The organism is Cytobacillus sp. FSL K6-0265 (assembly GCF_038003465.1).
Taxonomy (GTDB): domain Bacteria; phylum Bacillota; class Bacilli; order Bacillales; family Cytobacillaceae; genus Cytobacillus; species Cytobacillus stercorigallinarum.
Window position 1 is genome coordinate 3846974 of sequence record NZ_JBBOPE010000001.1, and the last position, 25780, is coordinate 3872753.

The following is a 25780-nucleotide window of genomic DNA, read 5'->3' on the forward strand; positions in this document are numbered from 1 at the left end:
TCCGTCCCCTTTTCTCTCAATCTATTTATTATATCGACTATAGTCCTATCGTTTACAGTAAAAATATGACTAATTGCCACTGTTCACGAATAAAAAGCCACTAGCATCAGCCAGTAGCTTCTAGACTTTTTGATCCACCATAAGCCCTTGAAATTCTGTCATTTCTGCAATCATATCGAGGAAATCCTTCGGTGGGATTTCACGAACGACTTCTTTGGTATCCGCATCGACGACTTCTACATAATAACGATCGAGCTTTTCATGTAATTGAAACTGTACCGAAGTATAATGCGTCTGCAAATGATTATTCGCCTGCTCCACCTTTGATTGCAAGAAGTCCTTTTGTACTTCAGAAGCCGACACCTTTTCTTTATCTTGTATTATACTATTTCTCTCAGATTGACTTTTTTCTTTCTGCTGAATAACAAAAGGTGAGTCCACCATCATTCCCCTATTCGACTCTACTCTCATCCCTATTCGCCCCTTACCGAATCACCTATTTTCTCTTTATATCGGAAATAACCATAAGGCTCTCTATCAACCAAAAGTTCGGTTTTTGTTAGAGAGAAAACAACGACCTTTTTCTTATGAAGTAGGTCGTTTTACCTAAAAAAAAACAAAAAGAAGCCCCAGACAAAGCTGAGACTTCTTAGATGAAAATACCAGTAAGCGGTGAATTAACCTAATAATTGTAGAACCGCTTGTGGTTTTTGATTTGCTTGTGCAAGCATTGCTTGAGAAGCTTGAGAAAGAATGTTCGTACGTGTCATTTCCATTACTTCTTTCGCCATATCAACGTCACGGATACGTGATTCAGCTGCTTGAAGGTTTTCGGAAGAGTTGTTTAAGTTAGAGATTGTGTGCTCTAGGCGGTTTTGATATGCACCAAGGTTTGAACGTTCTGCAGAAACTGTTTCAATAGCATTGTTAATTACTTTAATTGCAGCTGATGCAGACTCATGTGAAGAAACATCAAGTGCCATTTCTTCAGCAGTATTAGTACTACCATTAGTTACAACATTAGTTGCAGTGAAGGCAGCTCCATCAACGTCTCCATCATATGCAGCAGTACCTGAAATACCTAAAGCTGCTGAACGCATATCATTAATATCTATTGTCATAGATTGACCTTGGTTTGCACCAATTTGGAATGCAGCTGAGAATCCAGTTCCAGGTGTAATTGTGCCATCATCTGCTTTAGTTTCTCCACCATTTAGTAGACTTTGTTGGTTAAATTCTGTAGTATTACCAATTCTATTAATTTCAGAAGTTAGAGCATTAATTTCTTTTTGGATTTCTCCACGGTCAACGCCTACATTAGTATCATTGGCAGCTTGTGTAGCTAGCTCACGCATACGTTGTAGGATATTTTGTGTTTCTTGAAGGGCACCTTCAGCCGTTTGGATCATTGAGATACCATCTTGAGAGTTACGGCTAGCTTGGTCTAAACCACGAACTTGAGCGCGCATTTTTTCAGAGATTGCTAGACCTGCCGCATCGTCACCAGCACGGTTGATACGAAGACCAGAAGATAATTTTTCCATTGCTTTTGCACCAGCAGCGTTGTTAACACCAAGCTGACGATAAGTATTTAATGCTGAAATATTATTGTTGATAATCATATGAATTCCTCCATGAGTTTTATTTTTCCACATCCTTGTGGAGTGAAGTAAAGCTTGTTGCTTTCTTCTTATTTATTATCGGAGTGCTCTAAAGTTTGTTTAATACTTTTTATAAATTAAATGAATAATTTTAAAAATCACTTGTTGCGTATGCTTATACTTAGAAAAAAATAAACCGATGTCTCCCAACCGGCTTATTTCAGAGGGTTATCTTTTAATAATGTCATTAAGTCCACAGGGTTTTGCGCAGCTTCGTTGTTTTCTGTCTGAATCTGTAGGTAGACTTCTTTTCTGTAGATGTCGATGTCTTTTGGTGCTTGGATGCCAAGCTTGATTTGGTCTCCTTCAACGGCGACGATAGTGATTTCGATGTTTTCATTAATGATAATCGATTCGTTTTTGCGACGGGTTAGTACGAGCATGTGGCATCCTCCTCCTTCGCTTGGAATAATGGATGCTTTGTTTTATAGCGGGCATCATTTAATACGAGCTGTTTCCCCATTCTTTTTTTCATATTCATCACTAAAGGACCTTGCAAATTCGCGGTTGAAGACTTAAATGGTTCCTTCAATGTAAGAATGACGAAGGTAGCTACGTCTTGCGCTTGTTCAATTTGCAGCGCATGTTGGGATGCTTCATTGAGCTGATATTCGTAATCAGCAAAAAAGGCATACGGATCGACGACGACAAACGCTAACTCGACTGTATTGATTGATTGTAAAATGAAATAAGGGAGTTCTTCTAAAAAAGGAAGGAGCACATATTGTTGCTCTTCTGGAAATCCTGGCAAGCCTGCAGGAAAATGAAATTGTTGCTCTGCTGACACTTCAACTGTCCCTTGATATTTTGTCTCAATTTTCATCGTAACACTTCCTTATATAAGCTGATCCACTTGAAAATCTCTTAGTTCAAAGTTAATCGCTTCTTTTTGCTGTAAATAAATTTGTGCTTGCCAGTTTTCATGAGCGATTTGTGGGCGATTGATACTTACATCAATGACTGGCTTTTGCGGGGTTACGTTCACATCGACGCTCCCTGGATCATAATCGATTTGTACCCGGAAATGGGTTTTCGGTAAATAGCCGATCCCTGGTGTCTTTTGGTTAGGCTCACTATTTTGTTTCGCAATTTGTGAGATGGCACCTGCTCCGTTTTCAATTTTCATCATCGCATCACCTTCACGGACTCGTCTAGAGATCCCTGTTATTGCCGTCATCTTTGCTTGTTCTGCCGCCTCCGCGACTCGCCGGCCTGCCCCTTTATTATCCAGATCAGCTCGTGCCTCTGATTGATCAATAAAAAGCTGGGATGCTTCATGACTAATTGTAAGCTTTGCTGGTGGCTGATGCATCGAAACATCGGCTTGCGACTGTTTGATTTTCATCACAGGTTGAAAATAATCTATACCAAGATGCGCTTGTTTTGTTGTTATTTCTAAATAAGGGGTATGCATAGAGTTCACCACTCTTTATAGAACGAGCGGCCCATCTATAAAGATGAACCGTCGTCAACGTTTTTTATCGTAAAAAGTCCATTAAGGTTGGTTGAATAATGCTTGCTCCAACTGCTAAAGAAGCACGGTGGAGGGCTTCTTGGGATGTTAACTCAATAATGACCTTCTCTGCATCGATATCTTCATTATTAGACATCATGGTTTTGGCAAGTATCTCTTGATTGCCTAAACGACTTTCAACCATTTCTACCCGATTAGATTTAGCCCCGATTTCTGCCATTTCCGAGATCACATTATTATGATGATGATCAATAATATCCAGCTCTCCAGATAAATCAGCCGCTGTTGTATCAGGTGATTTTAACTTATCAATTAAGTTGCCAATATCTTTAAATAAATCTAATGAAAAGACATTTTGCGGCTTACTATTCACATCGAGGTGAATACCTGCAGAAACTTCAATTTTCACGCCTTCAGTATTACTAGCAACCGCACCTTTTTCTTTCGCGACGAAAGAATCTGGTAACGGGAATCCGATTTCAGTGCCATCTTGAGCTTTAAATGCATTCGAAGCTTCATTCCAAACAAGCTGACTACCTTTATCATCGAAAAGTACATAATTCTTGGCATTATTCGCATCAATTGTAGTGATATCGACATTTTGATCAATCTTCTTTAAATCGACTGGCTTATTCGTTGTATCTGAGCCGTTAAAAATATACTTATTATTCACTTTTGTATTGGCAATCGATTCTAATTGATTTCGCAGCTGCTCAATTTCACTAGCCACGTTCTTACGTTGACCCGCATCATATGAATCATTGGAAGCCTGTACCGTAAGATCGCGGATACGCTGGATAATTTTATTCGTTTCATCTAGTGCCGATTCCGTATTATCCATCCAGTTATATACCTCGCCTAGATTGCGTTGATATTGGGATACAGCCGTTACTTGGGAACGGTAATTGACCCCTTTCATCGCTGCTACAGGATCATCAGACGGACGATTCACTTTTTTGCCTGTATATAGTTGTTCTTCTAATTTACCAAGCTTTTGATAGTTGTTTTGAATATGTTTTAGTGAATTTTGTGAAAGCATGGATTGTGTTACGCGCATCAGTCATTACCTCCTTATCTTCCGACTCTGCCCATACCATTAATAATGGTATCAAGCATTTCGTCTATTGCAGTAATTTGTCTAGCCGCTGCACTATAAGCATGCTGAAACATAATCATATTGGACATTTCTTCATCAAGAGAGACCGAACTAACAGAAGAACGATTAAATTGAACCGTGTCGGCTAGCGTAGCAGCATTTTCCGTCATTCGATTTGCTTCTTGTGTCGTGACTCCTAATTCACCAATCATCCCTTGGTAAAAGCTCATCATATTTGTATCTGATCCATTAAAATCGAGCATCATGTCTTTTACATTTGCGAGAGCAACCGCATTAGAACCGTCACCAACAAAGCTTTCGCTTGAAGGATTTTGTCCAATACCTGTTAACTCAAATGACCAAGTAGAACCAGATTGTAAATTAGAGATTGTTCTAGCATCTATTTTAAGGCCAAAGAGATTCATATTTTCTTTCACTGCTTGATTTTGATGGTCGGCTATTGGGTTGCCGTCTAAATCATAAGCGGAGTATTTCCATGAACCATTATCATAAGTCAACTCAATTTTTGCCTCACTAATCGTGATCGGCGGGGTATCATATGTTTGAATACCACTGAACGCACCTAGAATCGTTGGGTAACCAGTCGATGGGTTGTCCGCATGTTTCGTAATAGAACCCGTAAATAACTCACCACTTGAGGAAGCGGCAATATGATTTAAATTATTCATAATTGAATCAGACACTTTTATATTGGCTGCAGCCCCGGCTGCATTATCGCCTATTTCAAAGAAGTCCACACCGTTCTTTACGCCGCTCTCAATTTCAGATAAACTCCAACCACTTTGATGGACAGCATTAAAGGCCGTGGCAAAGCGGAAAGCCATTAAGTCCAGATTCGCAAGCATATCAGAATAAACGCCTGTTTCCTTCCCAGTGGCATCTATTTTGCCGTACATATCTATATTCGCAAGCAAACTCCCTTTCGAAGTGAAATCAGATGCAGTCAATGATTTATTACCGATTTGCAAACTAGCAATGGCTTGTGTTTCAGGGTCTTTTTTCACACTCAATGATTGGACGATATCATTTTTCCCATCGAGTAAAGTACCGACACTTTTACCATTCGCATCGACTAATTCAATCGAATATTTCCCTGCAGCTTGACTGCTAGCATTTCCACCACTAGGAGTAGCACTCACTTTAATGTTGACTAAGCCGGAGAGTTGGTCAACAAGTACGTCCCTTTTATCATATAAATCATTCGGCAAATAGCCATGTGGTTCAATGCTGGAAATTTGTTCATTGATCTGGTTAATTTGTGTGAGGATTGAATTGATTGTTTGCACATTCATATCAATTTGCTCACCGACATCAGCTTTCTGAGCACTCAGTTGGCCAGCTAAATAATTAAAAGTGTCACTGACGGCAATCCCACGCTGGCGAACAACCGAACGAGCACCTGAATCTTCAGGGTTAGTTGATAAGTCTTGCAAAGCATTCCAAAACTGATCTAATGTATTCGCAAGGCCAGTATCTGACGGCTCATTCATGACACTTTCAATTCGTGAAAGCTCACTGCTTCTCGTATTCCAATAACCGAATTTATTGTACTCATTACGATACTGTACATCCAAATAGTCTTCGCGTATGCGTTGAACCGAGCCTGCCTGAACACCCGTTCCAATTTGCCCTGGCATGTATGGCGCATTCATTCCAACAGACGGAAAAGCATTTGTTTGTGTAAAGTTCACCCGTTGTCTCGTATAGCCTACAGTATTCGCATTGGCGATATTATGCCCGGTTGTATAGAGTGCACTTTGTTGTGTATGTATGGCTCTCTTCGCCGTTTCTAACCCCATAAAAGTAGATTTCATAACGTTTCCTCTCTTTTCTCTATCCTACACTTTAGACTGGAACATTCCTGTTGCTGCCTGAGATTTCGCTTTTTGCGGATGAATATAATTCATATTTTGCGCAGCTGCTTTCGGATTGACGAGATTCATAGATAAATTCACATATTGCAAGGAGTGATAAATCAGTTGTTGGTTCAATTGATTTTTTTCTTTTAGTTTGGCAATAACGGATGCTAACTGCTCTCGTTTTTCAAGTAATGCTTGTTGGTCATGTTGTTCCAGTCCTTGAATACAGTCTGCTATCGTTGGCTTTTCTATACTAGGTACAAGAGTTGCTGCGATCTGGATACGCGCTTGTTCAAGCTTCTTAATTGTTGCGACATGGGTTTGTTCATCTTTTAGCATCTGATCTAATGCTGCCATATCGCCCTTTTTAATCATATCTGTCTTCTTGCCTGCAAGCTCATAAAGGCTTTGATGATAAGATATTAGTCGTTCCATCACAGTGAGAAGTGCTTCAGCAGACATATCCCATCCTCCTTAAGAGCGTTTTTGTTGAAAATGTTGAACGAGACTTTTCGCCAATTCATTCGCATCAACATGATACGTACCATTTTCCACTTGCATTTTTAATTGCTCCACCTTTGCTTGGCGAGCAGGATCTGATTGTGATGTTTTTTGCATTTCTAATGCTTTTGAAGAAATTTCAAGTTTATCTGCTTGATTCGTTTTCGCTTGCTCTACTTGTTTTGTCATATTCGCTTGGCGTTGGTAGGGATTAACCTGATTTGCCGCGTTAAAATGATTAACCTTCATTATAAATCCCCCGCTTTCTTCGTCTTTTATTACTCCTATTATCGGTATAAATAGAATGAGTTTAAAGTGATATTACACTTTTAGTAAAATTTACATACATACGATGGTTCCGAAAGAAATCATTAGTCCTTTAGACTTCCTTCTTTAAGACTGTTTACCTTTAAAAGAATAGTAGGTTCTCTCTCTTTCCTTTATCCGATCCTGTTCTCGTTCAAATTGCTCTAATTCTTTTTGAAATGCTTTGCGACAATTCTCACAAATTCTTCCTTCTTGAATAAATGAGCCACACTGATCGCAAGGATAGCCTAGCTGGGGAAATTGCGTCACCTTTAGTCGACCTGATCGAACAAACTTATACAGGAGCCACTCCTCTACGCCTGTTACTTCTGTTATTCTTTGCATTGTAGCGGCACGATTTTCTCTTTTTCTTAGAAAGGCATATACGACTTCGTACGCTTCTTCTTCTTTTTTAAAACATGCTTGGCAAATGGTGTTGATTTGATTTTTCATAAATAAAGCATTACATCTAGGGCAGTTTGCGATCTCCGTCATTCTTTTCACCTCTACTGATTGCTTCTATTCTATATATCGTCAGGTTCAACTAACTTTTTTAACTTCTTGCTATCGTCAATGACCGAACCTCACTTGCTCCGGCCTCTTTTAGCACTTTAGCTGCATGATAAAGAGTTGTACCTGTCGTATATATATCGTCGACTATTAACACTTTCTTCCCACTCATTTCTTGTTGTCCCGTGAAACGAAAAACTTGTGGTGTCTCTAATCTTTCCTTTCTTGTTTTCTTCGATTGTTTTTCTGTATGCATACGGGTGAGGAGAATGGTGGGCTTTTTTCCTAATGCTGTGATTAATGCTTCTGACTGATTGAATCCTCTTTCATAGTGTCTTTCTTCACTCAGCGGAATCGGGGTAATCAGGTCAAAGCTTATCTGTTTTAATTTCGACTTTAGCAAATCTGCAATAGCATATGCGAGAATATAATCGCCACGATACTTATATTGAGCGAGTACTTGCTGACAGAATGAGTTGTATGCTAACACGGAAATATTCTCGTCTAGACTACCTTTATATGTTGAGTCCGCTTGCCACTTCTTACAATCGAGACAGAATTCAGTCGTTTCCATCCCTCGATGACATGTAGGGCAAGTGGGACCTTTGATGAATGCCCATTTCGATAGGCAGTCTTCACACCAAAATGACTGCGCAGCTTTTTGAAACAATGCTTGCCATCCACCAGGAAGTTGCATTTCTTTCTGACAAAAGAGACAGCTATTCATAAAGAAAACCCCTTATTTTTGCTTCTTTATTCATTTGCAGTATTTGTTTTTTAGCCCTTACCATTGCAGTTGTTTTACCATAATGGAAAAAAATAATATCTCCTGTTGGTGCGTCAACACTTCTCCCAACCCTTCCAGCTATTTGAACAAGGGCACTTTCTGTGAAAATACGATCTTCTGCTCCTAATACCGCGACATCTATATGAGGAAAAGTGACCCCTCTTTCTAAAATCGTTGTTGTCAATAAAATGAGCGTTTCTTTCTTTCTCATTTTCTGGACTTTTTCTTTTCTTAAAGGATCTTCCGCATGCACCGCGTCCACTTTAGGATGAAGTTTTTGCACGAGGGGGAGAATTTCATCTATTAGCTTAATTTTCGGGATAAACAGCAAAACCTGTTTCTCTTTTTCAATACGATACTGCAACCATTTTTTTAATACGAAAGGGAGACGGGCTTTTTTCAGGGGGATTGTCCATTGTCCAATCCATTTAAATTGGGGAATCGGTAAAGGAAAGCGATGGAAGCGAGCCGGGATGGTTATATACGCTCTTTTATTTTGCCGACACTCTTTTTGCCACTTTCTTGAAGGAGTAGCTGTTAAATAAATCGTCGCAGCTGTAGCCTTTTTCGCTTGTTGGACAGCATACTGAAGTGTGGCATCCATCGTGTAAGGAAAGGCATCCACTTCATCAACAATGACTGTATCAAAGGCATGATAAAAGCGAAACAACTGATGTGTTGTGCTGATGACTAGATTGGCAAAAAGTTGCCGGTCTTCACTTCCACCATACAATGCAGCAATCGTGGTATGGGGAAACACTTTTTTTAGACGGGGTGCGAGTTCTAAGACAACATCTGTTCTTGGAGTAGCAAGGCAAACACGCTGACCCTGCTTTAGTGCATGAGCGATTCCTGCAAAAAGCACCTCGGTTTTACCTGCGCCACATACCGCCCAAACAAGGTACTCCTTTTTGTTTTCGATGGCTTCGACTACTGCTGTGGATGCTTGTTGCTGTCCAGTAGAAAGCGTCCCATCCCATTTTAACGGTTGTTCGACTATTAGAGTGCTCGGGCTTGGTCCACTCCAATGAAAAAGTGGTGTACAAGCAGACACTCTTCCCATCATCAAGCAGTTGCGACAATAATGGCACTGCTCATTTCCACAACGAGCACAAGGATATGTCGCTATATGATCACTACTGCCACAGCGAGCACATTTGATTTTTCTGCCGTCTTTTATAAAGGGTCGTCGAAGCGTAATATAACCTGCGTTCACATGGGTGAATAATTCTTCTACAGGGTGAGGGATTTCATCTAGCAGTAATTGTTTGCCGAATAGGAATGTCTGGATTTGTGGATTAAAAGGGAATGTAGGGTTGGGATTGTGATGAGGAATGTTCGGAAGTTCTGTAATCGTGTGAGAAGCTGAGTCGTGGTGAAATGCGGGGGTGAGTAGGTGACCTTTCATGAGTATTCGCATATGGACTCCTTTCTTTGCTACAAAAAGGAGTTATTTCAGCAGGGTTTGGTTTTGTCTGCGATAATAACTCCTTAGTAGATGTATTATTTTTTTACCCAGCCAAGACCCATGGAGCCTTCGCCGAGATGTGTACCAATAACTGCCCCAAAATAGCTAATACCAAAGGTGACATTCGGGAATTGTGCTTCTAATTCTTCCTTCCATTTCTGCGCTTCTTCATAACGGTTTGCATGAATAATAGAGGCTTCATAAGCTTCTCCATCCGCCGCATCTTCCGCTAGCAAGTCAACGATCCGTTTCATTGCTTTTTTACGGGTACGGATTTTTTCAAATGGCACGATGAGCTTATTTTCAAAATGAAGCAATGGCTTCACTTGGAGAAGGCTACCTAAAATTGCTTGTGCACTTGATAAGCGGCCACCTCTTTGTAGATGTGACAGATCATCAACCATGAAATATGCACGAATGGATTGTTTCATTTCATTCAGTTTGTCCATAATTTCTGCTGGTGACTTCCCATCAGCTGCCATTTCAGCTGCTTTGACGACATAGAAACCTTGTACTCGTGCGCTAATCTCAGAGTCAAAAGGGTATACGGTAATGCCTTCAACCATATTACCGGCAGAGACTGCCCCTTGATAGGTGCCACTAATCCCGCTTGATAAGTGGATGGAGATGATGGCATCATAGTCTTGTTTTAACGTTTCAAACAATGTAACAAAATCACCTACAGATGGCTGCGATGTTTTCGGCAAATCCTTATGTTTGACTTCTTCATAAAAACTTTCTGCTGTGATTTCAATTTCTTCTTTATATGATTCATTGCCAAATATCACACTCAGCGGGATCATGCGTATATTCAGCTTTTCTCTCAATTCTTGTGGGATATAAGATGTACTATCCGTTACTACGGCCGTTTTCATAAATAGAGTAACTCCTTCTCTTTTTTCTCTACTATATGTTCTGTTACCATTCTATATGAAAGTAAAAAAAAATGCATTAAGTTTAGAGAGGTTTAAGGGGAAATCTTTTTCTTTCGTGGGCTTGGGGCTGTGCTCGCTTTTTTGTGGAACGGGATAGAGATGGGTGGACGTTCGTTTGCGGAGTTTGGTTTTGTGAGGGTCTCAGGGTGTGGTTTTAATTTTTGTTATAATGGGCTGGATAGGGGTTTTACTCGAGGGCTGGGGTTTTCACTTTTACGACGGTATCAGATCGTGTACTTTGGTTGAGGCTGGTTATTTTTTTCTTTTGCGGTTTTCTGAGCTGGGGATTTTTTTGAGACTGGCGATTTTTTTTGCGGTGTTCTTTGCTCGATTCCTTTTCTTTCTTCAGAGAAATCACTTTTTACAACGTCTCGGGCTCAAGAGTGATCTAAGAAACCTTTGAGTTTGTTTCTAGTTCGGCTAATCAACTAGATTTTAAAAAATTTAGTAGTTCTTATCAAAAGGGACCACTATTTATCTATGTTTTTTTGCGTTGCTCATAACTTCTTCTCTTCTTTTATTTGCTTTGTTTTCTGCTCTTGCGTTGCTTATATTTTCTTTCCTTCTTCTATTTGCTTTGTTTTCTACTTTTGCGTTGCTTATATCTCCCTCTCTTCTTCTATTTGCTTCGATTTACGCTTTTGCGTTGCTTATATCTTACTCTCTTCTTCTATTTGCTTTGTTTTCCGCTTTTGCGTTGCTCATATCTTACCCTCTCCTTCCATTTGCTTTGTTTTCCGCTTTTGCGTTGCTTATATCTTACTCTCTTCTTCTATTTGCTTCGATTTACGCTTTTGCGTTGCTCATATCTTACCCTCTCCTTCTATTTGCTTCGATTTACGCTTTTGCGTTGCTCATATCTTACCCTCTCCTTCTATTTGCTTCGATTTACGCTTTTGCGTTGCTCATATCTTACTCTCTTCTTCTATTTGCTTTGTTTTCCGCTTTTGCGTTGCTCATATCTTACTCTCTTCTTCTATTTGCTTTGTTTTCCGCTTTTGCGTTGCTCATATCCTACTCCCTTCTTCTATTTGCTTCGATTTACGCTTTTACGTTGCTTATATCTCCCTCTCTTCTTCCATTTGCTTCGATTTACGCTTTTGCGTTGCTCATATCTTACCCTCTCCTTCCATTTGCTTCGATTTACGCTTTTGCGTTGCTCATATCTTACTCTCTTCTTCTATTTGCTTTGTTTTTCGCTTTTGCGTTGCTCATATCTTACTCTCTTCTTCTATTTGCTTCGATTTCTACTTTTGCGTTGCTCATATCCTACTCTCTTCTTCTATTTGCTTCGATTTACGCTTTTGCGTTGCTTATATCTCCCTCTCTTCTTCTATTTGCTTCGATTTCTGCTTTTGCGTTGCTCATATCTTACTCTCTTCTTTTATTTGCTTCGATTTCTGCTTTTGCGTTGCTTATATCTTCCCCTCTTCTTCTATTTGCTTCGATTTCCGCTTTTGCGTTGCTCATATCTTACTCTCTTCTTCCATTTGCTTCGATTTCCACTTTTGCGTTGCTTATATCTTCCCCTCTTCTTCTATTTACTTCGATTTCTGCTTTTGCGTTGCTCATATCTTACTCTCTTCCTCTATTTGCTTCGATTTACGCTTTTACGTTGCTCATATCCCCCTCTCTTCTTCCATTTGCTTCGATTTTGCTTTTACATCACTTATACCCCTCCTCCTCCATTCAAATAATCCATTACAACCTTTTTTCTATATTCACTTGAGAACTTAACCAAACTAAAAACCCCCTAAGTGGACTCTTTAGTCCAACTTAAGGGGGTCACTTCACATGTGGAGTGTTTCTTTCATATGTATCAACAGCTGGGATTAGCGAACTTCTACCCAACCGTTTTTGATGGCTACGACAACCGCTTGTGTACGGTCATTGACGTTCATTTTTTGTAGAATGTTACTTACATGGTTTTTGACTGTTTTTTCACTAATATATAGTGCTTCACCGATGCCACGGTTACTTTTTCCGTCTGCAAGGAGTTGTAGTACTTCACATTCGCGACGTGTAAGTAAATGGAGCGGACGACGGATTTCAATTTGTCCGTAAGCGCCTGTTGTACCAGTTCCTTCTGAAGCAAGGCGACGGTATTCGTTAACAAGGTTGTGCGTTACTTTCGGATGAAGGTAAGAACCACCTTCTGCAACTACTTTTACAGCCTCAACTAATGCATCTGCATCCATTTCTTTCAGCAGGTAACCACTTGCTCCCGTTTTTAAAGCGTGCGTTACATAGTTTTCATCATCATGGATTGAAAGAATGATTACTTTAGAATCTGGATATTTCTCTACTAATTGACGCGTTGCTTCAACACCATTAATATTCGGCATGTTAATATCCATGATAATTACGTCTGGTTGATATTCTTCAACGAGTCTGATCGCTTCGTCGCCATCGTCACCTTCTGCTACCACGTTAAATGTTTTTTCAAAATCAAGAATACGTTTTACGCCCTCTCGGAAAAGTTGATGGTCGTCAATAATTACTATTTTAGTATTCAAGTTCTTCCCCTCCCAATCTTCAACTGTTTTATATCTATCATGATGTTTGACCAGTTTCAAAATCATCAATTATTATTTCATATAAGGTACTTGAATGATAATAATTGTGCCTTTACCAATATTGGAATCTATCGAAAGCTGGCCCTCCAGAAGTTCAACTCTTTCTCTCATGCCGATAATACCAAAGGATTGTGCTTTTTTCTCATTAATATCAAAGCCTTTACCATTATCTCTAATTACGACTGCTATTCGATCATTATTAATCTCAGTTTTAACAATAATCTCATCTGCATCAGCATGCTTCATTGCATTTTGCACAGCTTCTTGAATGAGTCGGAAGAGCGCCACTTCATATTGACTTGGTAAACGGACTTCTTTACCGACATTCATGAAAGTAATTTTGGTCGAATTATGATATTCTTCGATTGTTTGTAGATACTTCTTTAGTGTAGGAACAAGACCTAAGTCATCTAAAGCCATTGGTCTCAAGTCATAAATAATTCTACGGACCTCATATAAAGCACTTCTGACCATTTTCTTTAAATTCCTTATTTCCTCCATGGCCTCATCTGTGCCACGCTCTTTATATACACGTTCAATTAAATCAGAGCGCATCATCACATTCGCCATCATTTGCGCTGGACCGTCATGTATTTCACGTGAGAGCCTTTTACGCTCTTCTTCTTGCGCCTCAATGATTTGTAAGCCAAATTCTTGTTTCATCTTCGCATCTTCAAGCATCTCACCCATTTGCTTGATGTCACTCATCAAGTAGTTCATGACAACAGTAATTTGGGAGATTAAGTGCTCGGCACGCTCAATCGTATCACTAACGCCCACTAATCTTCTTTCAATGTCGTCTCTACGGTCCCGAAGCTGCTTTTCCATTTGTCGATTCATCGATAAATCCATTTGTAATTGATGGGCTTTTTCATATGCATCACGTACTTGCGCTTCCGTGTAATCTTTGAAATGCATACTGACTTCAGATAATCGTTTACGCGCAAAACGTGTTTGACTTTCTAAACGGTCGCCTTCATCAATGACTTTAATAACCATTACCTTTACATCTTTCAGCTCTTCGGTTAAAGTCTCATAATCTTTTCGACATTGCTCACCAATCCGGAAAATTTCATTCTTACTCGTGCTGACCGTTTCTATCATTTTTTCTAAAATTAAATCGAGCGACTTCGTATCAAACTTTTTTATACTCATTCGCGATTCCTCCAAGGGTATAACCCTGTTGCTGCTATTCCTTATTTTACCTTGAAAAGCGGTATTCGACCATGTGTAGCGGCAGAAAATAATACCATTTGACACAAAATTCGATAAATAGTCGCACGCTTGAAAATTATTTATATGTCATATATCCTAATTTTATGTTAAAAAAAGAGGATTATTAGCAATTTCTATTAGTTATCCTCAGATATAAACTTATTATATCACTTCAACGATTCGACAATATTAAAGTTTGTTTACAATCTATTAATATTTATGTTTTCCGAAGATTGTCGAATTATAATAGGAAGAGACTTGCAGGAAGGAGCGGATATTTTTGCTTCCACAATATCATACCGTCAAAGGTTACGGGGAACATGAAATTATTATACAAAAATCAAGATTTATTGCATATATTGACCGAGCAGAAACAGAAGAAGAAGCGCAAGAATTTATTCAAAAAATAAAGAAGCAAAACTGGAATGCCACGCATAATTGCTCTGCTTATTTAATTGGTGAGCATGATTTAATTCAGAAAGCTAACGATGATGGTGAACCGAGTGGAACAGCTGGTGTACCGATGCTTGAAGTGTTAAAAAAGAGACAATTAAAGGATACTGTTGTGGTAGTCACCCGTTACTTTGGTGGCATTAAGCTTGGGGCTGGCGGTTTAATTCGCGCTTACGGTAAAGCGACATCCGAAGGTTTACTTGCTACAGGTATTGTTGAAAGAAAGCTAATGCGCATTATGCATACAAAAGTGGATTACACGTTTCTTGGAAAACTTGAAAATGAATTACGAAGTTCAATTTATCCAATAAAAGAAATCCATTATGCCGATTTGGTTGAAATTGAAACTTATGTAAAAGACGACGAAACCACAAATTTCAATGACTGGATGATTGAATTAACAAATGGACAAGCAGAAATAACAGAAGGCGACGTGTTATATTTAGAATCGACAATTTCTGAGTAAATATTTTACGTATATGCTAATCCATTGTAAAATAAACATTAACTATGTAAAGAAACGATAAATTTTTAATAATAAAGGAGCAATCATATGTCTTATGATGGTCGCAATGCCCAAAAGGTGAGTAGACGTAAAGTGAAGCGCAGAAGACGTGTTTTCGCATTTATCCTTCTTCCTCTACTAGTCCTTGCCCTAAGTGCCACAGCCTACGGTGCCTATCTCTATAATAAAGCAGAAACAGCGATGAACAGCACATATAACCCACTAGAAAGAGAAACCAAGCGAGATGTCGCTGTACAACCTGATGTTGATAACTTTTCACTACTCATTATCGGAGTCGATGATAGTAGTAAGCGGGGTTTTAGTAATTCAGCGCGTTCAGATGCATTAATGGTTGCAACATTTAATAAGGAATCGAAATCTATTAAACTATTAAGCATCCCCCGAGATTCTTATGTACAGATTCCTAAGCTTGGTTATCAAGACAAAATCACCCATGCTCACGCTCACGGCGGACCACTCACTTCTATTGAAACGGTTGAGCAGCTACTCGATATTCCCATTGATTTTTACTTAAAGTTAAATTTTGATGCATTCATTGAGATCATTGATGCACTAGGTGGAATTGAAGTAGAAGTACCTTATGCCTTATCTGAGCAAGACTCTAATGACAAGGCCGGGGCTATTCAATTAGAAGAGGGCTTGCAAACATTAAATGGTGAAGAAGCATTAGCTCTAGCACGAACGAGAAAGCAAGATAATGACATTATGCGCGGGCAAAGACAACAAGAAATCGTGAAAGCGATGATGAAAAAAGCCGTATCAGTTGATGCTATTTCAAAATACGGAAATGTCATCGAAGCAGTTGGAAACAATATGGAGACAGACCTTTCCTTCGACCAAATGAAATCACTTATTAGTTATGCGACTTCTAGTGGCATGACACCAGATATTGAAACGCTCAATCTCAAAGGTCAAGATATGTACTTGCCTAATTCTAATGGGAATCGCGTGTACTATTATCAAATAGATGACACTGGATTACAGGAAGTCATTTCAGATTTACAAAGCCATCTTGATTTAGGGACTACAAACCTCGGACAAAATGAATCTACTAATCCGACAAATGGCGAGAGTTCAACAGGTGGCGAAATTTCTTCTGAATCAAGTGAAGCTGGTTACAATAGCGGATATTAATAGAATTATTCTTTATAAAACCCCCAAACAGTATTTTGTTTGGGGGTTTTATTTATTTGAAGCTAGCATACGGGTCTCTATCATGGCCCTCCCTCTTAACAACTGTCTGCAAACCTCTTAATCTACAAAAAAACTAACCAAATTGGTTAGTTTTTTATCAATTGCCTTTTCCTTTGAGTCTTTTTAAGAGTGGCTGGTAGTCTTTGCCGAGTAGACCGATCAGTTCGGCAAATAGTTCGAGCATGACAAGGACAACGGCTATTAGTAAGATGGCTCCCCATACTTTTGCTTGAGAGAAAATAATGGCAATCATGCCAAATGTGGCTGCCATCGCATAAATTAATAAGACCGTTTGGCGATGGGTAAAGCCTGCATTCAATAAGCAATGATGGAGATGTGATTTATCTGGCGCTGATATTGGTTGTTTGTTTAAAATCCTTCTAAATATCGCAAAAATCGTATCTGATAATGGGACACCTAATATTAAAATCGGGATAATAAACGAGATCACTGTTACATTTTTAAAGCCGAGTAATGACAAGACAGCGATCATATATCCTAAAAAGAGAGCCCCTGTATCGCCCATAAATATTTTCGCTGGATGAAAGTTAAAGACAAGGAATCCTAGTGTAGCTACCATTAACAAAGAAGCCATAGCAATTACATACGTATTCCCCATAAATATTGCCATCCCAGCAATCGTAAATAGCGCAATCGATGATACTCCTGCTGCTAATCCGTCTAGGCCATCAATTAAGTTAATTGCATTGGTCACACCAACAATCCATAAGATTGTAATCGGGATAGCAAAATAACCAAAGTCGATTCGATTATCGCCAAAGAATGGGTTGTTAATAAACTCCACTTCAACATTTCCCCAAAAGACGACGATTAATGCAGCAGCAATTTGCCCTAGCAATTTATACTTAGCAGGTAATTGATATTTATCATCTAACATACCTATTACGACGATAATAAACGCACCGACCATAATCGGGATATGCACTTCTTTATTTGGTGAGAAAATCAGCACACCAAGCATGAAGCTTAAATAGATCGCTAAACCACCTAATCGAGGCATCACTTTTTCATGGACTTTGCGATTATTTGGTTTATCTGTTGCTCCTATCTTAAAGGCTAGTCGTTTTACCAGCGGTGTTAAAAGAACGGAGCATATAAAACATAATATTAAGGTCAAATAAATCATAAAGACCCTCCTTATGGATAGCATGCCCCGCTTTCACACTTGGAACCAGGCATAATTTACAAATTCGTACAATTGTATATCGAACCTATTATATCACAGTTGTACCATTTAAAAAGGTACTTTTTTTGACAAAATCCGCAATATTTATGTCCAATTTTTGTAGGCGTCCATCACATTTTCCCGAAAATGCTCCACACTAAACCACCTTGATGCATGTTTATATAGATTTTCACCAATTTTTTTTAAGGAACCTACATAATGGGCATTTATCGCCTCTTCAATTGCTTGAGTTAAGGCATCCACATCTTTCACCGGGACAAGCCAGCCATACTCTTTCGATGGAATCAATTCACAGACTCCACCAACATCGGTCGAAATCACTGGCTTTTTCGCTCTGGCTGCCTCTAATAAGACAATTGGGAAATTCTCACTTAATGATGATAATAGATGGAGATCCGAAATTTGTAATAAGGCATCAATATCCTGTCTATATCCTAGAAATTTTATTTTTTTTCCTAATCCTTTGTTGTTCACAAAAGCTTTTAATTCTTGTTCTAAAAAGCCATCTCCTATTAAAAGCAGTTTGACTTGAGGTGCTTTAGCCATGACACGGCTGATGGCTTCTAAAGCAATACGATGGCCCTTTACAGGTGTAAGTCTTGCCACCATAGCAATGACAAAATCATTCGCTTCAAGTCCTAATTCTTTACGTTCAAGGGTGCAAGACTGCATCTGTCTATTAAAATCGATGCCATTGAAAATAGTCTTCACTTTACTCCCTTCCACACCATGTGAAAGCAAGAGCTCTTTCGAACGATTAGAAATGGCGAAATAATAATCTGGGTGCTTCAAAAGCCATAAATGTAAACTAGTGAAGGCTTTTCCTTTCAAGCCCTGATTAAGAAAATCATCATAGGGATTGCTATGTAATGTTGTCACCCACTTACAATCTCGGTAGGATTTTTTTAGCAAGTAACCGTAAAGATTTGCTCGTGCACCATGTGTATGAATCATCGTCATTTGCTCAGATTTTATATATTTCTTTAAACGCTGAATGACTGATAGATCATATCTTTTTTTCGTAGCGAAAAGTTTTACGCGAATCCCCCGCTGTAATGCTTTCTGATAAATCGGCCCAGGTTCAAAAATCCCTAGCGTAAAAACAGAAGGGTCACTATCCTCTAATAAATCAAGAATATGTGTCATGCCACCACCTGTATCATTCCCTGCATTTAAATGGAGTACTTTCATCGTTGATATTCCATCCTTCTTCATAGTATCAGACGGAACAGCTTAGAAAATAGTTGCAGATTCTAGGAATTTTTACTTCAATCTCGCTTTCTGGATTGCCGTACTTGCTGCACAAATTGAGGTAAAACAAGCATCCTTCTCCAACGAGAGGGCTGCTTCAATAGACGGTAAAACCACTCTAACTTAAGGTTTTGCCAAAATTCAGGCGCTCGTTTCATTTCACCAGAAATAATGTCAATCGTGCCACCAACCCCAATAAACAACCCTTTAGAGAAGCGATGATAATTGGTGGTGATCCATTCTTCCTGACGTGGAAAGCCTAAAGCAACCAAGACAATATCTGGCGCTAAAGATGCTACTTCTTCAGCCACTTTCCCATCTGCCCAATCAAAATAACCATTATGTCTGCCGACAAGGTTAATTCCCGGATAATCTTTTGCTATATTTTCAGCTGCTCTTTTATTTACTTGTTCCCTTCCTCCGAGCAGATATACATGCCAGCCTTTTTTATTTCCTTCTTCTAGTAAGGCCATTGTTAAATCAAAGCCTGTTACACGCTCTGTTATCGGCTTTTTAAGCATATTAGCTGCAAGTAGAATGCCATTACCATCAGGCACTACGTAATGAGCAGATTGAATGATCTTTTGATAATCCTTATTTTCTTTGGCATACATAACGATTTCCGGGTTCGCTGTCACGACAAATGTTTTTTCTTGCTTGTCTATATGATTGGTTAAAATGGATTCCATTTCTGCAAAGCTTGTATTAATAAAAGGAACCCCAAGTATATTTACGTAATCATGACTCATTCTATAACCTCAATCTTTATCTTAATGGTCGGTGTTTTAGTTTACACCGTTCTGATTATACTAATAATAAAAAGCACTTTTCCTTAAGGAGATTCATGATGAAAAAACAGCTTATCCAAGCTGCGGGACTCATAACAGGTATTGCAATCATTAGTAAGGTTCTAGGTTTTGTAAGAGAATTGCTTATGGCCTCCTATTTCGGTACGTCAACAGTGGCTGATGCTTACTTTGTAGCATCCATTATCCCTGTTTTATTATTCTCAGCAGTTGGCATGTCGATTACAACAGGGATCATCCCTCTATATGCTGAATTAAAAAAACGACATTCACTAGAAGCACGAAACGTAGTAGGGGTACTTACGACTTTATTCCTCATAGTAGCATTAGTGATTACTATCATCGCCATTCTAATCACCCCTATCGTTACCCAATGGATGGCACCAGGGTTTACCAAAGAACAATGGCATGTCACAAATGTATTAACGATAATCATGCTTCCAAGCTTCTGCTTCTATGTTTTATCTGCCGTTTCAACTGGCATTTTAGAATACGAAAAAGAATTCGCACCACCAGCGATGGGAGCCATTCCGCAAAATATTCTAATTATCATTAGTATTGTCGTACTCTCACAGTTCTATGGAATATATGGTGTAGCCATTGCCACTTTATTAGGAGCCATTAGTCAATTTCTTGTACAATACCCATTTATAAAGAAGTATAAAGTAATTCGACTTAATTTTCATTTTAAAACCTATTCTCCATTCATTAAAAGAACCTTTTTTTCTTTTATGCCATTAATTATGACGTCCATTGCTTTTCAGTTTAATACAGTCATTGATCGTTTTTTTGCATCTGGATTGGTAGATGGAAGTGTTTCGGCCTTAAACTATGCGAACAAGCTGATGTTTTTGCCGTTAAGTATCATTCTCCTATCCTTTATCACCGTGTTGTTTCCATCCATTATTGATACGGCGGCAGAGAATAAGAAAGAGCTTATTCCACTGATTATTAGCGGTATGACGATTATCAGCTTAGTAGGCATACCTATTAGTGCTGTCATGTTAATAGAAAGTCGGACATTGATTGAAGTAGCTTATGAGAGAGGCGCATTCAATACGGAGGCAACTCGTTTAACGACCATTGCTTTTTTCTTTTATACAATTGGTATGATCGCAATCGCATTAAAGGAATTTTTAAATCGTTCTTTTATTGCCTTACAAAATGAGAAAATGACCATGATAGCTGCACTCGTCTCTATTATCGTCAATATCATTTTTAGTTTGATTTTAACACCGTTAATGGGCATTGGTGGTGTAGCCTTGGCTACTTCTATCAGCATGGTCTCTCAGACCGTTGTTTTGCTGTATTTTTTACGGAAGGATTTAGGCATACCGAGACAAGAGATGAAGGAATTATTGTTTTCCCAAGGGAAAGTACTCGCGATGTTCTTACTCGTAACTGGCGTTCTTTTTGGCTTACATAAGCTCTATCATACCTACTTACCAGCACTACTGTCATTATCAGTGACAACCATCATTGCCATCATTGCCACCATACTAGTGGCTACATTATTAAGAATATCTGAAATGGAAAAGTTCGCTGAATGGACTAGGACACTGAAGAGAAGGACGTAACAGATTCAAACAAACGTTTGTTTTAAAAATGCGTTCATTCGAAATTGGCAGCTGAGAACTCTTAGTTCAGAGAATTCTCAGCTTGCACGTATTGGATCCTACACGTCAACCAAGCCATCAATACAGCTAAATATATACTCACACCAGGCGCTGTTAATACATGCCCAGCGATAAAAGCAATCCCAAGACCTAGCGCTATTCCAGTGAGTACTAAAATAACCTCTAATTCCATCATTTGCTTCCTATTTTGAAATGTTTGTTTAATCAATTGCCAAAGCATATAGATAAAGGGCAGCAAATATAAACTAAACCCTATGATTCCTAATGAATAGAATAAGTCTAAAAAATCCATCTCAATCGTTTTCGCTTCATCCGTAAAGTTGCCACCATAACCCATGCCAAAAAGTTTTTGCATCCATGGTGCCGCTTGAAAATAAGCCTGATAATCTTCCCAATAAGTTTCGCGACCGCTATAGATGATGTTATCCTGTTGTGCACTTGTCATCACTGGCGTTTCGCCTTCTTCTTTTGAAACACCTAGCCAATCAAGTTGTAGCTCCATGTTATGGGCAACTGGGGTATAAGGTGTCAAAAGAATAAAAACAACAAACAAAATGCTAAGCGTAACGAATTTGAATGTTTGAATGTATTCTCTTTTTACCAAACGAAGAACAATAGAAGTACAGATCCCGATAAGCAATGTAATCAAAATCGCCCCATAACCTACTTTCGTCCCCAAAGCGAGCAACCCATACATTACCATGAGTAATCCTACCATCAGCCACCATGAGCCTTTTAAGGCAAAATATAATACAACTGGTAAACCCATAGCCAAAATGGCGCCAATCTCATTACCAGCATAAAACCAGCCAACATGGCCACTTTTCCAATAATCATAACTAGCAAACGCAGTATTAGAAAGCCCCGCTACCGTCATTATTGCCCCTGTCAAAATCACCGCTAACATCAAATAAAAGAGTGGAGAAATCCTAAACCCTCTGCGAAAAACCACGAGAAAGAATAGAAAACAGCCAACAAAATAAACATTTTTTAATAGCCATTTCAACTCAGGTCCCCACATAAAAACAGGTTTCATCGTAAACTGAACTCCAATCGATAACACAACAAACAAGCAAAACAACAACAAATACCCTAAAATCACGGGCTTTCTTACATAAGATGCCAATAACAAGTAAACACATATAAATAATAAGAAACCAAAACGCATCGCTAAACCAAGCGTAAATGCCTGATCATTCAAACGAATAGACAAAGATGTAAGCACATCAATCACCGGCTGCAATAACAAAAAAACCATAATCAGCCACAACATCCGATTTCCCTTTTCAATCCTCAGCATAAATAAACAACCCTTTGGTGGAATTTTTATGGTTTTAGTATGTGAGGAAATTGGGAATTTACTATAGAGGTACAAAAAAAGTGCTTCTGAAATTGATTTTCTATTAGAAAAATGAAAAAAACCGAGGAAAAATCCCTCGGTATAGTCATTATTTGAATTGCTGTAGTAAATCATAAGAAGAAGTAAAAACTTTTGCTTGTTTTGCATTTGTAAAGGTTAAATAGTCACCGTAAATCCAGCCCTGTTTACCATTAACTGAAATGCGATACCAAGTTGTATCATAAGGATAGCTGCCATTAGATTTTACATCCGTGTTATATCCTAATACAATCACTTGAGTTGAAACTTTTAATGAGCCCAGGACATTACTATTATTATTCACATAAGGGAACGATCTCCAATTTGCATTGGTGTTAATTGTTGCCGTAGTACCAGCCGGCATGTTTTTAACAACATCTGATGGATATGGCTTGCCTGCTGGAATATCCCTGCTCCAATTACCTGATGGTACAGGACCATTACTCGTTATAACATTTGTAGAAGAGTAGTACTTCGCATCATACGGCTGTAAATCTTCCATTAACCGAGCAATCTTATTTTGCCAATCTTTATCCGTTGCATATTTCACATTCATGCCAACTAGATCTGGCCCATTGTACCATTTACCATTAGGCGTTAAATAATCCGATTTCACTTGGTACGCTACATTACTAATACTATCTTCTACACTATCAAAATAGTAACCGCAAGTGAACGGACAAACATCATACGCCCCGTATCCATATAAGTTATTTTTATAATCGAATAAGTTGGATTTCTTTCCCCAACCAGTCTCTAAAATGGTATGTGCTACTAAGTAAGTTGCATTTACCCCATATTTATTTTGGACATTAATAAACTCTTGAGCATAATCCTTTAACTTACTATCCCCATGACCTTTACGATCAAATAGCGCTTTGATCTCCTGTACAGTCAGCTTTGCTGGTTTTCTTAAATCAAGATTGAGATAACCTGGTTTTTCAGTGCTGAGGTCACCTTTGTGGATGTAGCCTGTATATTTCTTCCCATTTACATATACAGTTGCTTTGTACCAGTTTGAAGTAAAGGTATTAACTTTTAATAAATGTCCACTATTGTATGACTTTATAACTTTAGCTGACTTAGAAGCTGATGTATAGACGTGAACTTTGTCAATTGCAGCATAAAGTGAAACTAACTTAGGGGTTGATGTGCTGTTTTCGACATCTTCGTGTTTAATAAAACCAGCGCGTTTCTTACCATTTACATATACATTGGTGGAATACCAACCATCAATAAATGTAGAATACTGCAGGATACTACCTAATGAATATTCTTTTAGTGCAGATGCATTATTTGACGCATTGCTATACACTTTAGTTGGCGCTTTTAGGCCCACACCAATATGACTGACTTTATTCTCTGTTGGAATTCTTATATCATTAGCATTAATGTAACCCTTTTGAGATTTTCCATTAACATATACATTTGTTTGATACCAACCAGTAACAAACTTTTTAAACATCAGGGTATTACCCTGGCTATATGATTTAAGCACTTTAGAACCGGTTGAAGTTTTTTGATACACTTTTGTAGGGGAGGCCATTCCTATACCACTGATAACTGTTTCATCAGTTGATCCTACTTCAATATCACTAGCCCTTATATATCCTTTTTTCGCAACTCCATTTACATATACCGTCGCTAAGTACCAACCAGAAGTAAAAGCTCTAAACTGTAGAAAAGATCCACTTGAATAGGATTTAATTACTTTTGAACCGTCTGCAGCCTTTTCATACACATTTGTTTTATTAGATTTCGCAATACCCGTTACTAAAGTATTTTCTTTTATTGTTTCTACATCATTTTTTTTGATAAAAGATTCTACCTTAATTCCATTAAAATATACACCTGTTCTATACCAGTTAGAATTATAGTGTTCATAATATAAAATGCTACCTTGAGAGTAACGCTTTAATGACTTGGCATTTTGACTGGCAGAGTCATATACATAAGTCGGTTCTTTTAAGGCTAACCCTTGAACTAGTTTGTTGGTTGTAGAACTGAAGGTTGATAACCGGCTTTGTATATTAATATTATCAGCCTTTGTGTTTTTTTCATTAACAGATTGATCAATATTTGTTTGTGAATCTTCTTCTAATATACTACCTTCTGACTCTAACTCAGCTTCTTCTTCAAGAATAGGTTCTTCACTATCCTTTATTAAATCATCATCAATACTATTCTCAATATCCTCTTCAGGAGTATCCTCAGAATTCAAATCAGGATTTTCTGGGGTTTCTATTTCTGGAGAATCCTCAGAAGAATTTTCTGGAGTTTCTATTTCTGGAGCACCCGTAGAATCGTCTACCCCATCTAAACGATTAATACGATAAATGTCAGCTTCTTCTTCCTTTACTAAATACTGATTTTGTACATAACCAATATTATTCACACTTGAAATCAGATTTGATTCATTTAGTAGTTCGATTTTAGAAAATTCCTCTTCCTGTTCTAAAATTCTAACTTTGGTATCATCATCAATTTGAATACTAACCTCTGACTCAACTTCAGGCTTTTCATAAACATTTACTTGAGCTCCAACTGATTCTCCAAAAATAAAACCGTAAACTAAATCTTCACCTATAGTATTTTCTTGCGCCTTTGCTATGTATTGAAAATTAACAACACCATTAAATGTTAATAAAAAAATCATCATTAACATAGCCAACTTGCGAACACTTTTCAACTTCTGTTTCCCCCACATATAAAGATTACACAGACTAAAATAACATCCTATTGTCATTTATCTACTAAGCTGATTTAGTTATATTAAACTGTAAAAATATGAAATTATCTCCGTTAAACACCTCCTAATTTCCCCAAAATATGATTAACTAACTTAATCAATTACAATAACAACTATTATATCGACAAAAATCATTGTCTTTTAATCTAATTTGGGTATTTTATTAGATC

General features: G+C 38.3%; 23 protein-coding genes. 3 read left to right on the plus strand and 20 right to left on the minus strand.

Annotated features, from left to right (window positions below; genetic code table 11):
* Positions 1–120: 120 nt before the first annotated feature.
* The 15 genes from flaG to MHH73_RS19610 form a co-directional block, all read right to left on the minus strand.
* Positions 121–471: a flagellar protein FlaG gene (flaG, locus tag MHH73_RS19540; RefSeq protein ID WP_225230516.1), complete on the minus strand. Its 351-nt coding sequence runs from the start codon at positions 469–471 to the stop codon at positions 121–123.
* A 206-nt stretch (positions 472–677) separates the two neighbouring features.
* A complete protein-coding gene (hag, locus tag MHH73_RS19545; protein WP_191813001.1) occupies positions 678–1622 on the minus strand; it encodes a flagellin Hag in 945 nt (314 codons plus the stop codon).
* Between the two features lie 194 nt (positions 1623–1816).
* Entirely contained in the window at positions 1817–2044 is a 228-nt protein-coding gene (gene csrA, locus MHH73_RS19550; RefSeq protein WP_191813003.1) for a carbon storage regulator CsrA, read from the minus strand.
* Positions 2032–2484 carry a flagellar assembly protein FliW gene (gene fliW / locus MHH73_RS19555; protein WP_191813005.1) on the minus strand — a complete coding sequence of 151 codons (453 nt, stop codon included), beginning with the start codon at positions 2482–2484 and terminating at the stop codon, positions 2032–2034. The genes csrA and fliW overlap by 13 nt, the downstream gene beginning before the upstream one ends.
* A 12-nt stretch (positions 2485–2496) precedes the next feature.
* Positions 2497–3075, minus strand: a complete 579-nt coding sequence (locus tag MHH73_RS19560; RefSeq protein ID WP_191813007.1) for a DUF6470 family protein — start codon at positions 3073–3075, stop codon at positions 2497–2499.
* Between the two features lie 64 nt (positions 3076–3139).
* Complete coding sequence (flgL, locus tag MHH73_RS19565) at positions 3140–4192, minus strand: flagellar hook-associated protein FlgL (RefSeq protein ID WP_191813009.1); 1053 nt, start codon at positions 4190–4192, stop codon at positions 3140–3142.
* A 14-nt stretch (positions 4193–4206) separates the two neighbouring features.
* The gene (gene flgK / locus MHH73_RS19570) at positions 4207–6066 is read right to left on the minus strand and encodes a flagellar hook-associated protein FlgK (RefSeq protein ID WP_341068836.1); all 1860 of its coding nucleotides are present in this window, start codon (positions 6064–6066) and stop codon (positions 4207–4209) included.
* 24 nt (positions 6067–6090) lie between these two features.
* The gene (locus MHH73_RS19575) at positions 6091–6573 is read right to left on the minus strand and encodes a flagellar protein FlgN (RefSeq protein WP_341068838.1); all 483 of its coding nucleotides are present in this window, start codon (positions 6571–6573) and stop codon (positions 6091–6093) included.
* Between the two features lie 12 nt (positions 6574–6585).
* Positions 6586–6861 carry a flagellar biosynthesis anti-sigma factor FlgM gene (flgM, locus tag MHH73_RS19580; protein WP_095371825.1) on the minus strand — a complete coding sequence of 92 codons (276 nt, stop codon included), beginning with the start codon at positions 6859–6861 and terminating at the stop codon, positions 6586–6588.
* A 144-nt stretch (positions 6862–7005) separates the two neighbouring features.
* Entirely contained in the window at positions 7006–7413 is a 408-nt protein-coding gene (locus MHH73_RS19585; protein ID WP_341068839.1) for a TIGR03826 family flagellar region protein, read from the minus strand.
* A gap of 58 nt (positions 7414–7471) precedes the next feature.
* Entirely contained in the window at positions 7472–8155 is a 684-nt protein-coding gene (locus tag MHH73_RS19590; RefSeq protein WP_341068842.1) for a ComF family protein, read from the minus strand.
* Positions 8148–9635, minus strand: coding sequence for a DEAD/DEAH box helicase (locus tag MHH73_RS19595; RefSeq protein WP_341068845.1), 1488 nt, complete (start codon positions 9633–9635; stop codon positions 8148–8150). Before MHH73_RS19595 ends, MHH73_RS19590 begins: the two co-directional genes overlap by 8 nt.
* A gap of 83 nt (positions 9636–9718) precedes the next feature.
* The gene (locus MHH73_RS19600; RefSeq protein ID WP_341068847.1) at positions 9719–10558 is read right to left on the minus strand and encodes a DegV family protein; all 840 of its coding nucleotides are present in this window, start codon (positions 10556–10558) and stop codon (positions 9719–9721) included.
* Between the two features lie 1892 nt (positions 10559–12450).
* Entirely contained in the window at positions 12451–13134 is a 684-nt protein-coding gene (locus tag MHH73_RS19605) for a response regulator (protein ID WP_191813164.1), read from the minus strand.
* A 72-nt stretch (positions 13135–13206) separates the two neighbouring features.
* Positions 13207–14349, minus strand: coding sequence for a sensor histidine kinase (locus MHH73_RS19610; RefSeq protein WP_341068852.1), 1143 nt, complete (start codon positions 14347–14349; stop codon positions 13207–13209).
* A 340-nt stretch (positions 14350–14689) separates the two neighbouring features.
* On the opposite strand from MHH73_RS19610, the gene MHH73_RS19615 reads away from it, so the two are divergent.
* The gene (locus MHH73_RS19615) at positions 14690–15328 is read left to right on the plus strand and encodes a YigZ family protein (RefSeq protein ID WP_191813166.1); all 639 of its coding nucleotides are present in this window, start codon (positions 14690–14692) and stop codon (positions 15326–15328) included.
* Between the two features lie 87 nt (positions 15329–15415).
* Positions 15416–16522, plus strand: coding sequence for an LCP family protein (locus tag MHH73_RS19620; protein WP_341068854.1), 1107 nt, complete (start codon positions 15416–15418; stop codon positions 16520–16522).
* A 157-nt stretch (positions 16523–16679) separates the two neighbouring features.
* Here the strand turns inward: MHH73_RS19620 and MHH73_RS19625 are convergent, their stop codons facing one another.
* From MHH73_RS19625 to MHH73_RS19635, 3 genes are all read right to left on the minus strand, one after another.
* Positions 16680–17729, minus strand: coding sequence for an MraY family glycosyltransferase (locus MHH73_RS19625; protein ID WP_191813168.1), 1050 nt, complete (start codon positions 17727–17729; stop codon positions 16680–16682).
* Between the two features lie 144 nt (positions 17730–17873).
* Positions 17874–18980 carry a glycosyltransferase gene (locus tag MHH73_RS19630; RefSeq protein ID WP_341068857.1) on the minus strand — a complete coding sequence of 369 codons (1107 nt, stop codon included), beginning with the start codon at positions 18978–18980 and terminating at the stop codon, positions 17874–17876.
* Positions 18981–19057: 77 nt separating this feature from the next.
* Positions 19058–19789, minus strand: coding sequence for a WecB/TagA/CpsF family glycosyltransferase (locus tag MHH73_RS19635; protein ID WP_191813170.1), 732 nt, complete (start codon positions 19787–19789; stop codon positions 19058–19060).
* Between the two features lie 98 nt (positions 19790–19887).
* Between MHH73_RS19635 and murJ the strand changes: the two genes are divergently transcribed.
* Positions 19888–21423, plus strand: coding sequence for a murein biosynthesis integral membrane protein MurJ (murJ, locus tag MHH73_RS19640; protein WP_191813171.1), 1536 nt, complete (start codon positions 19888–19890; stop codon positions 21421–21423).
* 61 nt (positions 21424–21484) lie between these two features.
* Here the strand turns inward: murJ and MHH73_RS19645 are convergent, their stop codons facing one another.
* Together MHH73_RS19645 and MHH73_RS19650 are read right to left on the minus strand one after the other, a co-directional pair.
* Entirely contained in the window at positions 21485–22783 is a 1299-nt protein-coding gene (locus MHH73_RS19645; RefSeq protein WP_341068861.1) for an O-antigen ligase family protein, read from the minus strand.
* 148 nt (positions 22784–22931) lie between these two features.
* Positions 22932–25550, minus strand: coding sequence for a glucosaminidase domain-containing protein (locus MHH73_RS19650; RefSeq protein WP_341068863.1), 2619 nt, complete (start codon positions 25548–25550; stop codon positions 22932–22934).
* Positions 25551–25780 lie beyond the last annotated feature (230 nt).

Coding starts and splice junctions, on each gene's coding strand:
- flgM (WP_095371825.1), bottom strand. CDS start 6,861: ATGAAGGTTAATCATTTTAACGCGGCAAATCAGGTTAATCCCTACCAA.
- MHH73_RS19625 (WP_191813168.1), bottom strand. CDS start 17,729: ATGATTTATTTGACCTTAATATTATGTTTTATATGCTCCGTTCTTTTA.
- MHH73_RS19610 (WP_341068852.1), bottom strand. CDS start 14,349: ATGAGTATAAAAAAGTTTGATACGAAGTCGCTCGATTTAATTTTAGAA.
- MHH73_RS19560 (WP_191813007.1), bottom strand. CDS start 3,075: ATGCATACCCCTTATTTAGAAATAACAACAAAACAAGCGCATCTTGGT.
- MHH73_RS19635 (WP_191813170.1), bottom strand. CDS start 19,789: ATGAGTCATGATTACGTAAATATACTTGGGGTTCCTTTTATTAATACA.
- MHH73_RS19645 (WP_341068861.1), bottom strand. CDS start 22,783: ATGCTGAGGATTGAAAAGGGAAATCGGATGTTGTGGCTGATTATGGTT.
- hag (WP_191813001.1), bottom strand. CDS start 1,622: ATGATTATCAACAATAATATTTCAGCATTAAATACTTATCGTCAGCTT.
- MHH73_RS19595 (WP_341068845.1), bottom strand. CDS start 9,635: ATGCGAATACTCATGAAAGGTCACCTACTCACCCCCGCATTTCACCAC.
- murJ (WP_191813171.1), top strand. CDS start 19,888: ATGAAAAAACAGCTTATCCAAGCTGCGGGACTCATAACAGGTATTGCA.
- MHH73_RS19590 (WP_341068842.1), bottom strand. CDS start 8,155: ATGAATAGCTGTCTCTTTTGTCAGAAAGAAATGCAACTTCCTGGTGGA.
- csrA (WP_191813003.1), bottom strand. CDS start 2,044: ATGCTCGTACTAACCCGTCGCAAAAACGAATCGATTATCATTAATGAA.
- flgL (WP_191813009.1), bottom strand. CDS start 4,192: ATGCGCGTAACACAATCCATGCTTTCACAAAATTCACTAAAACATATT.
- MHH73_RS19575 (WP_341068838.1), bottom strand. CDS start 6,573: ATGTCTGCTGAAGCACTTCTCACTGTGATGGAACGACTAATATCTTAT.
- MHH73_RS19600 (WP_341068847.1), bottom strand. CDS start 10,558: ATGAAAACGGCCGTAGTAACGGATAGTACATCTTATATCCCACAAGAA.
- MHH73_RS19585 (WP_341068839.1), bottom strand. CDS start 7,413: ATGACGGAGATCGCAAACTGCCCTAGATGTAATGCTTTATTTATGAAA.
- MHH73_RS19620 (WP_341068854.1), top strand. CDS start 15,416: ATGTCTTATGATGGTCGCAATGCCCAAAAGGTGAGTAGACGTAAAGTG.
- MHH73_RS19630 (WP_341068857.1), bottom strand. CDS start 18,980: ATGAAAGTACTCCATTTAAATGCAGGGAATGATACAGGTGGTGGCATG.
- flgK (WP_341068836.1), bottom strand. CDS start 6,066: ATGAAATCTACTTTTATGGGGTTAGAAACGGCGAAGAGAGCCATACAT.
- fliW (WP_191813005.1), bottom strand. CDS start 2,484: ATGAAAATTGAGACAAAATATCAAGGGACAGTTGAAGTGTCAGCAGAG.
- flaG (WP_225230516.1), bottom strand. CDS start 471: ATGAGAGTAGAGTCGAATAGGGGAATGATGGTGGACTCACCTTTTGTT.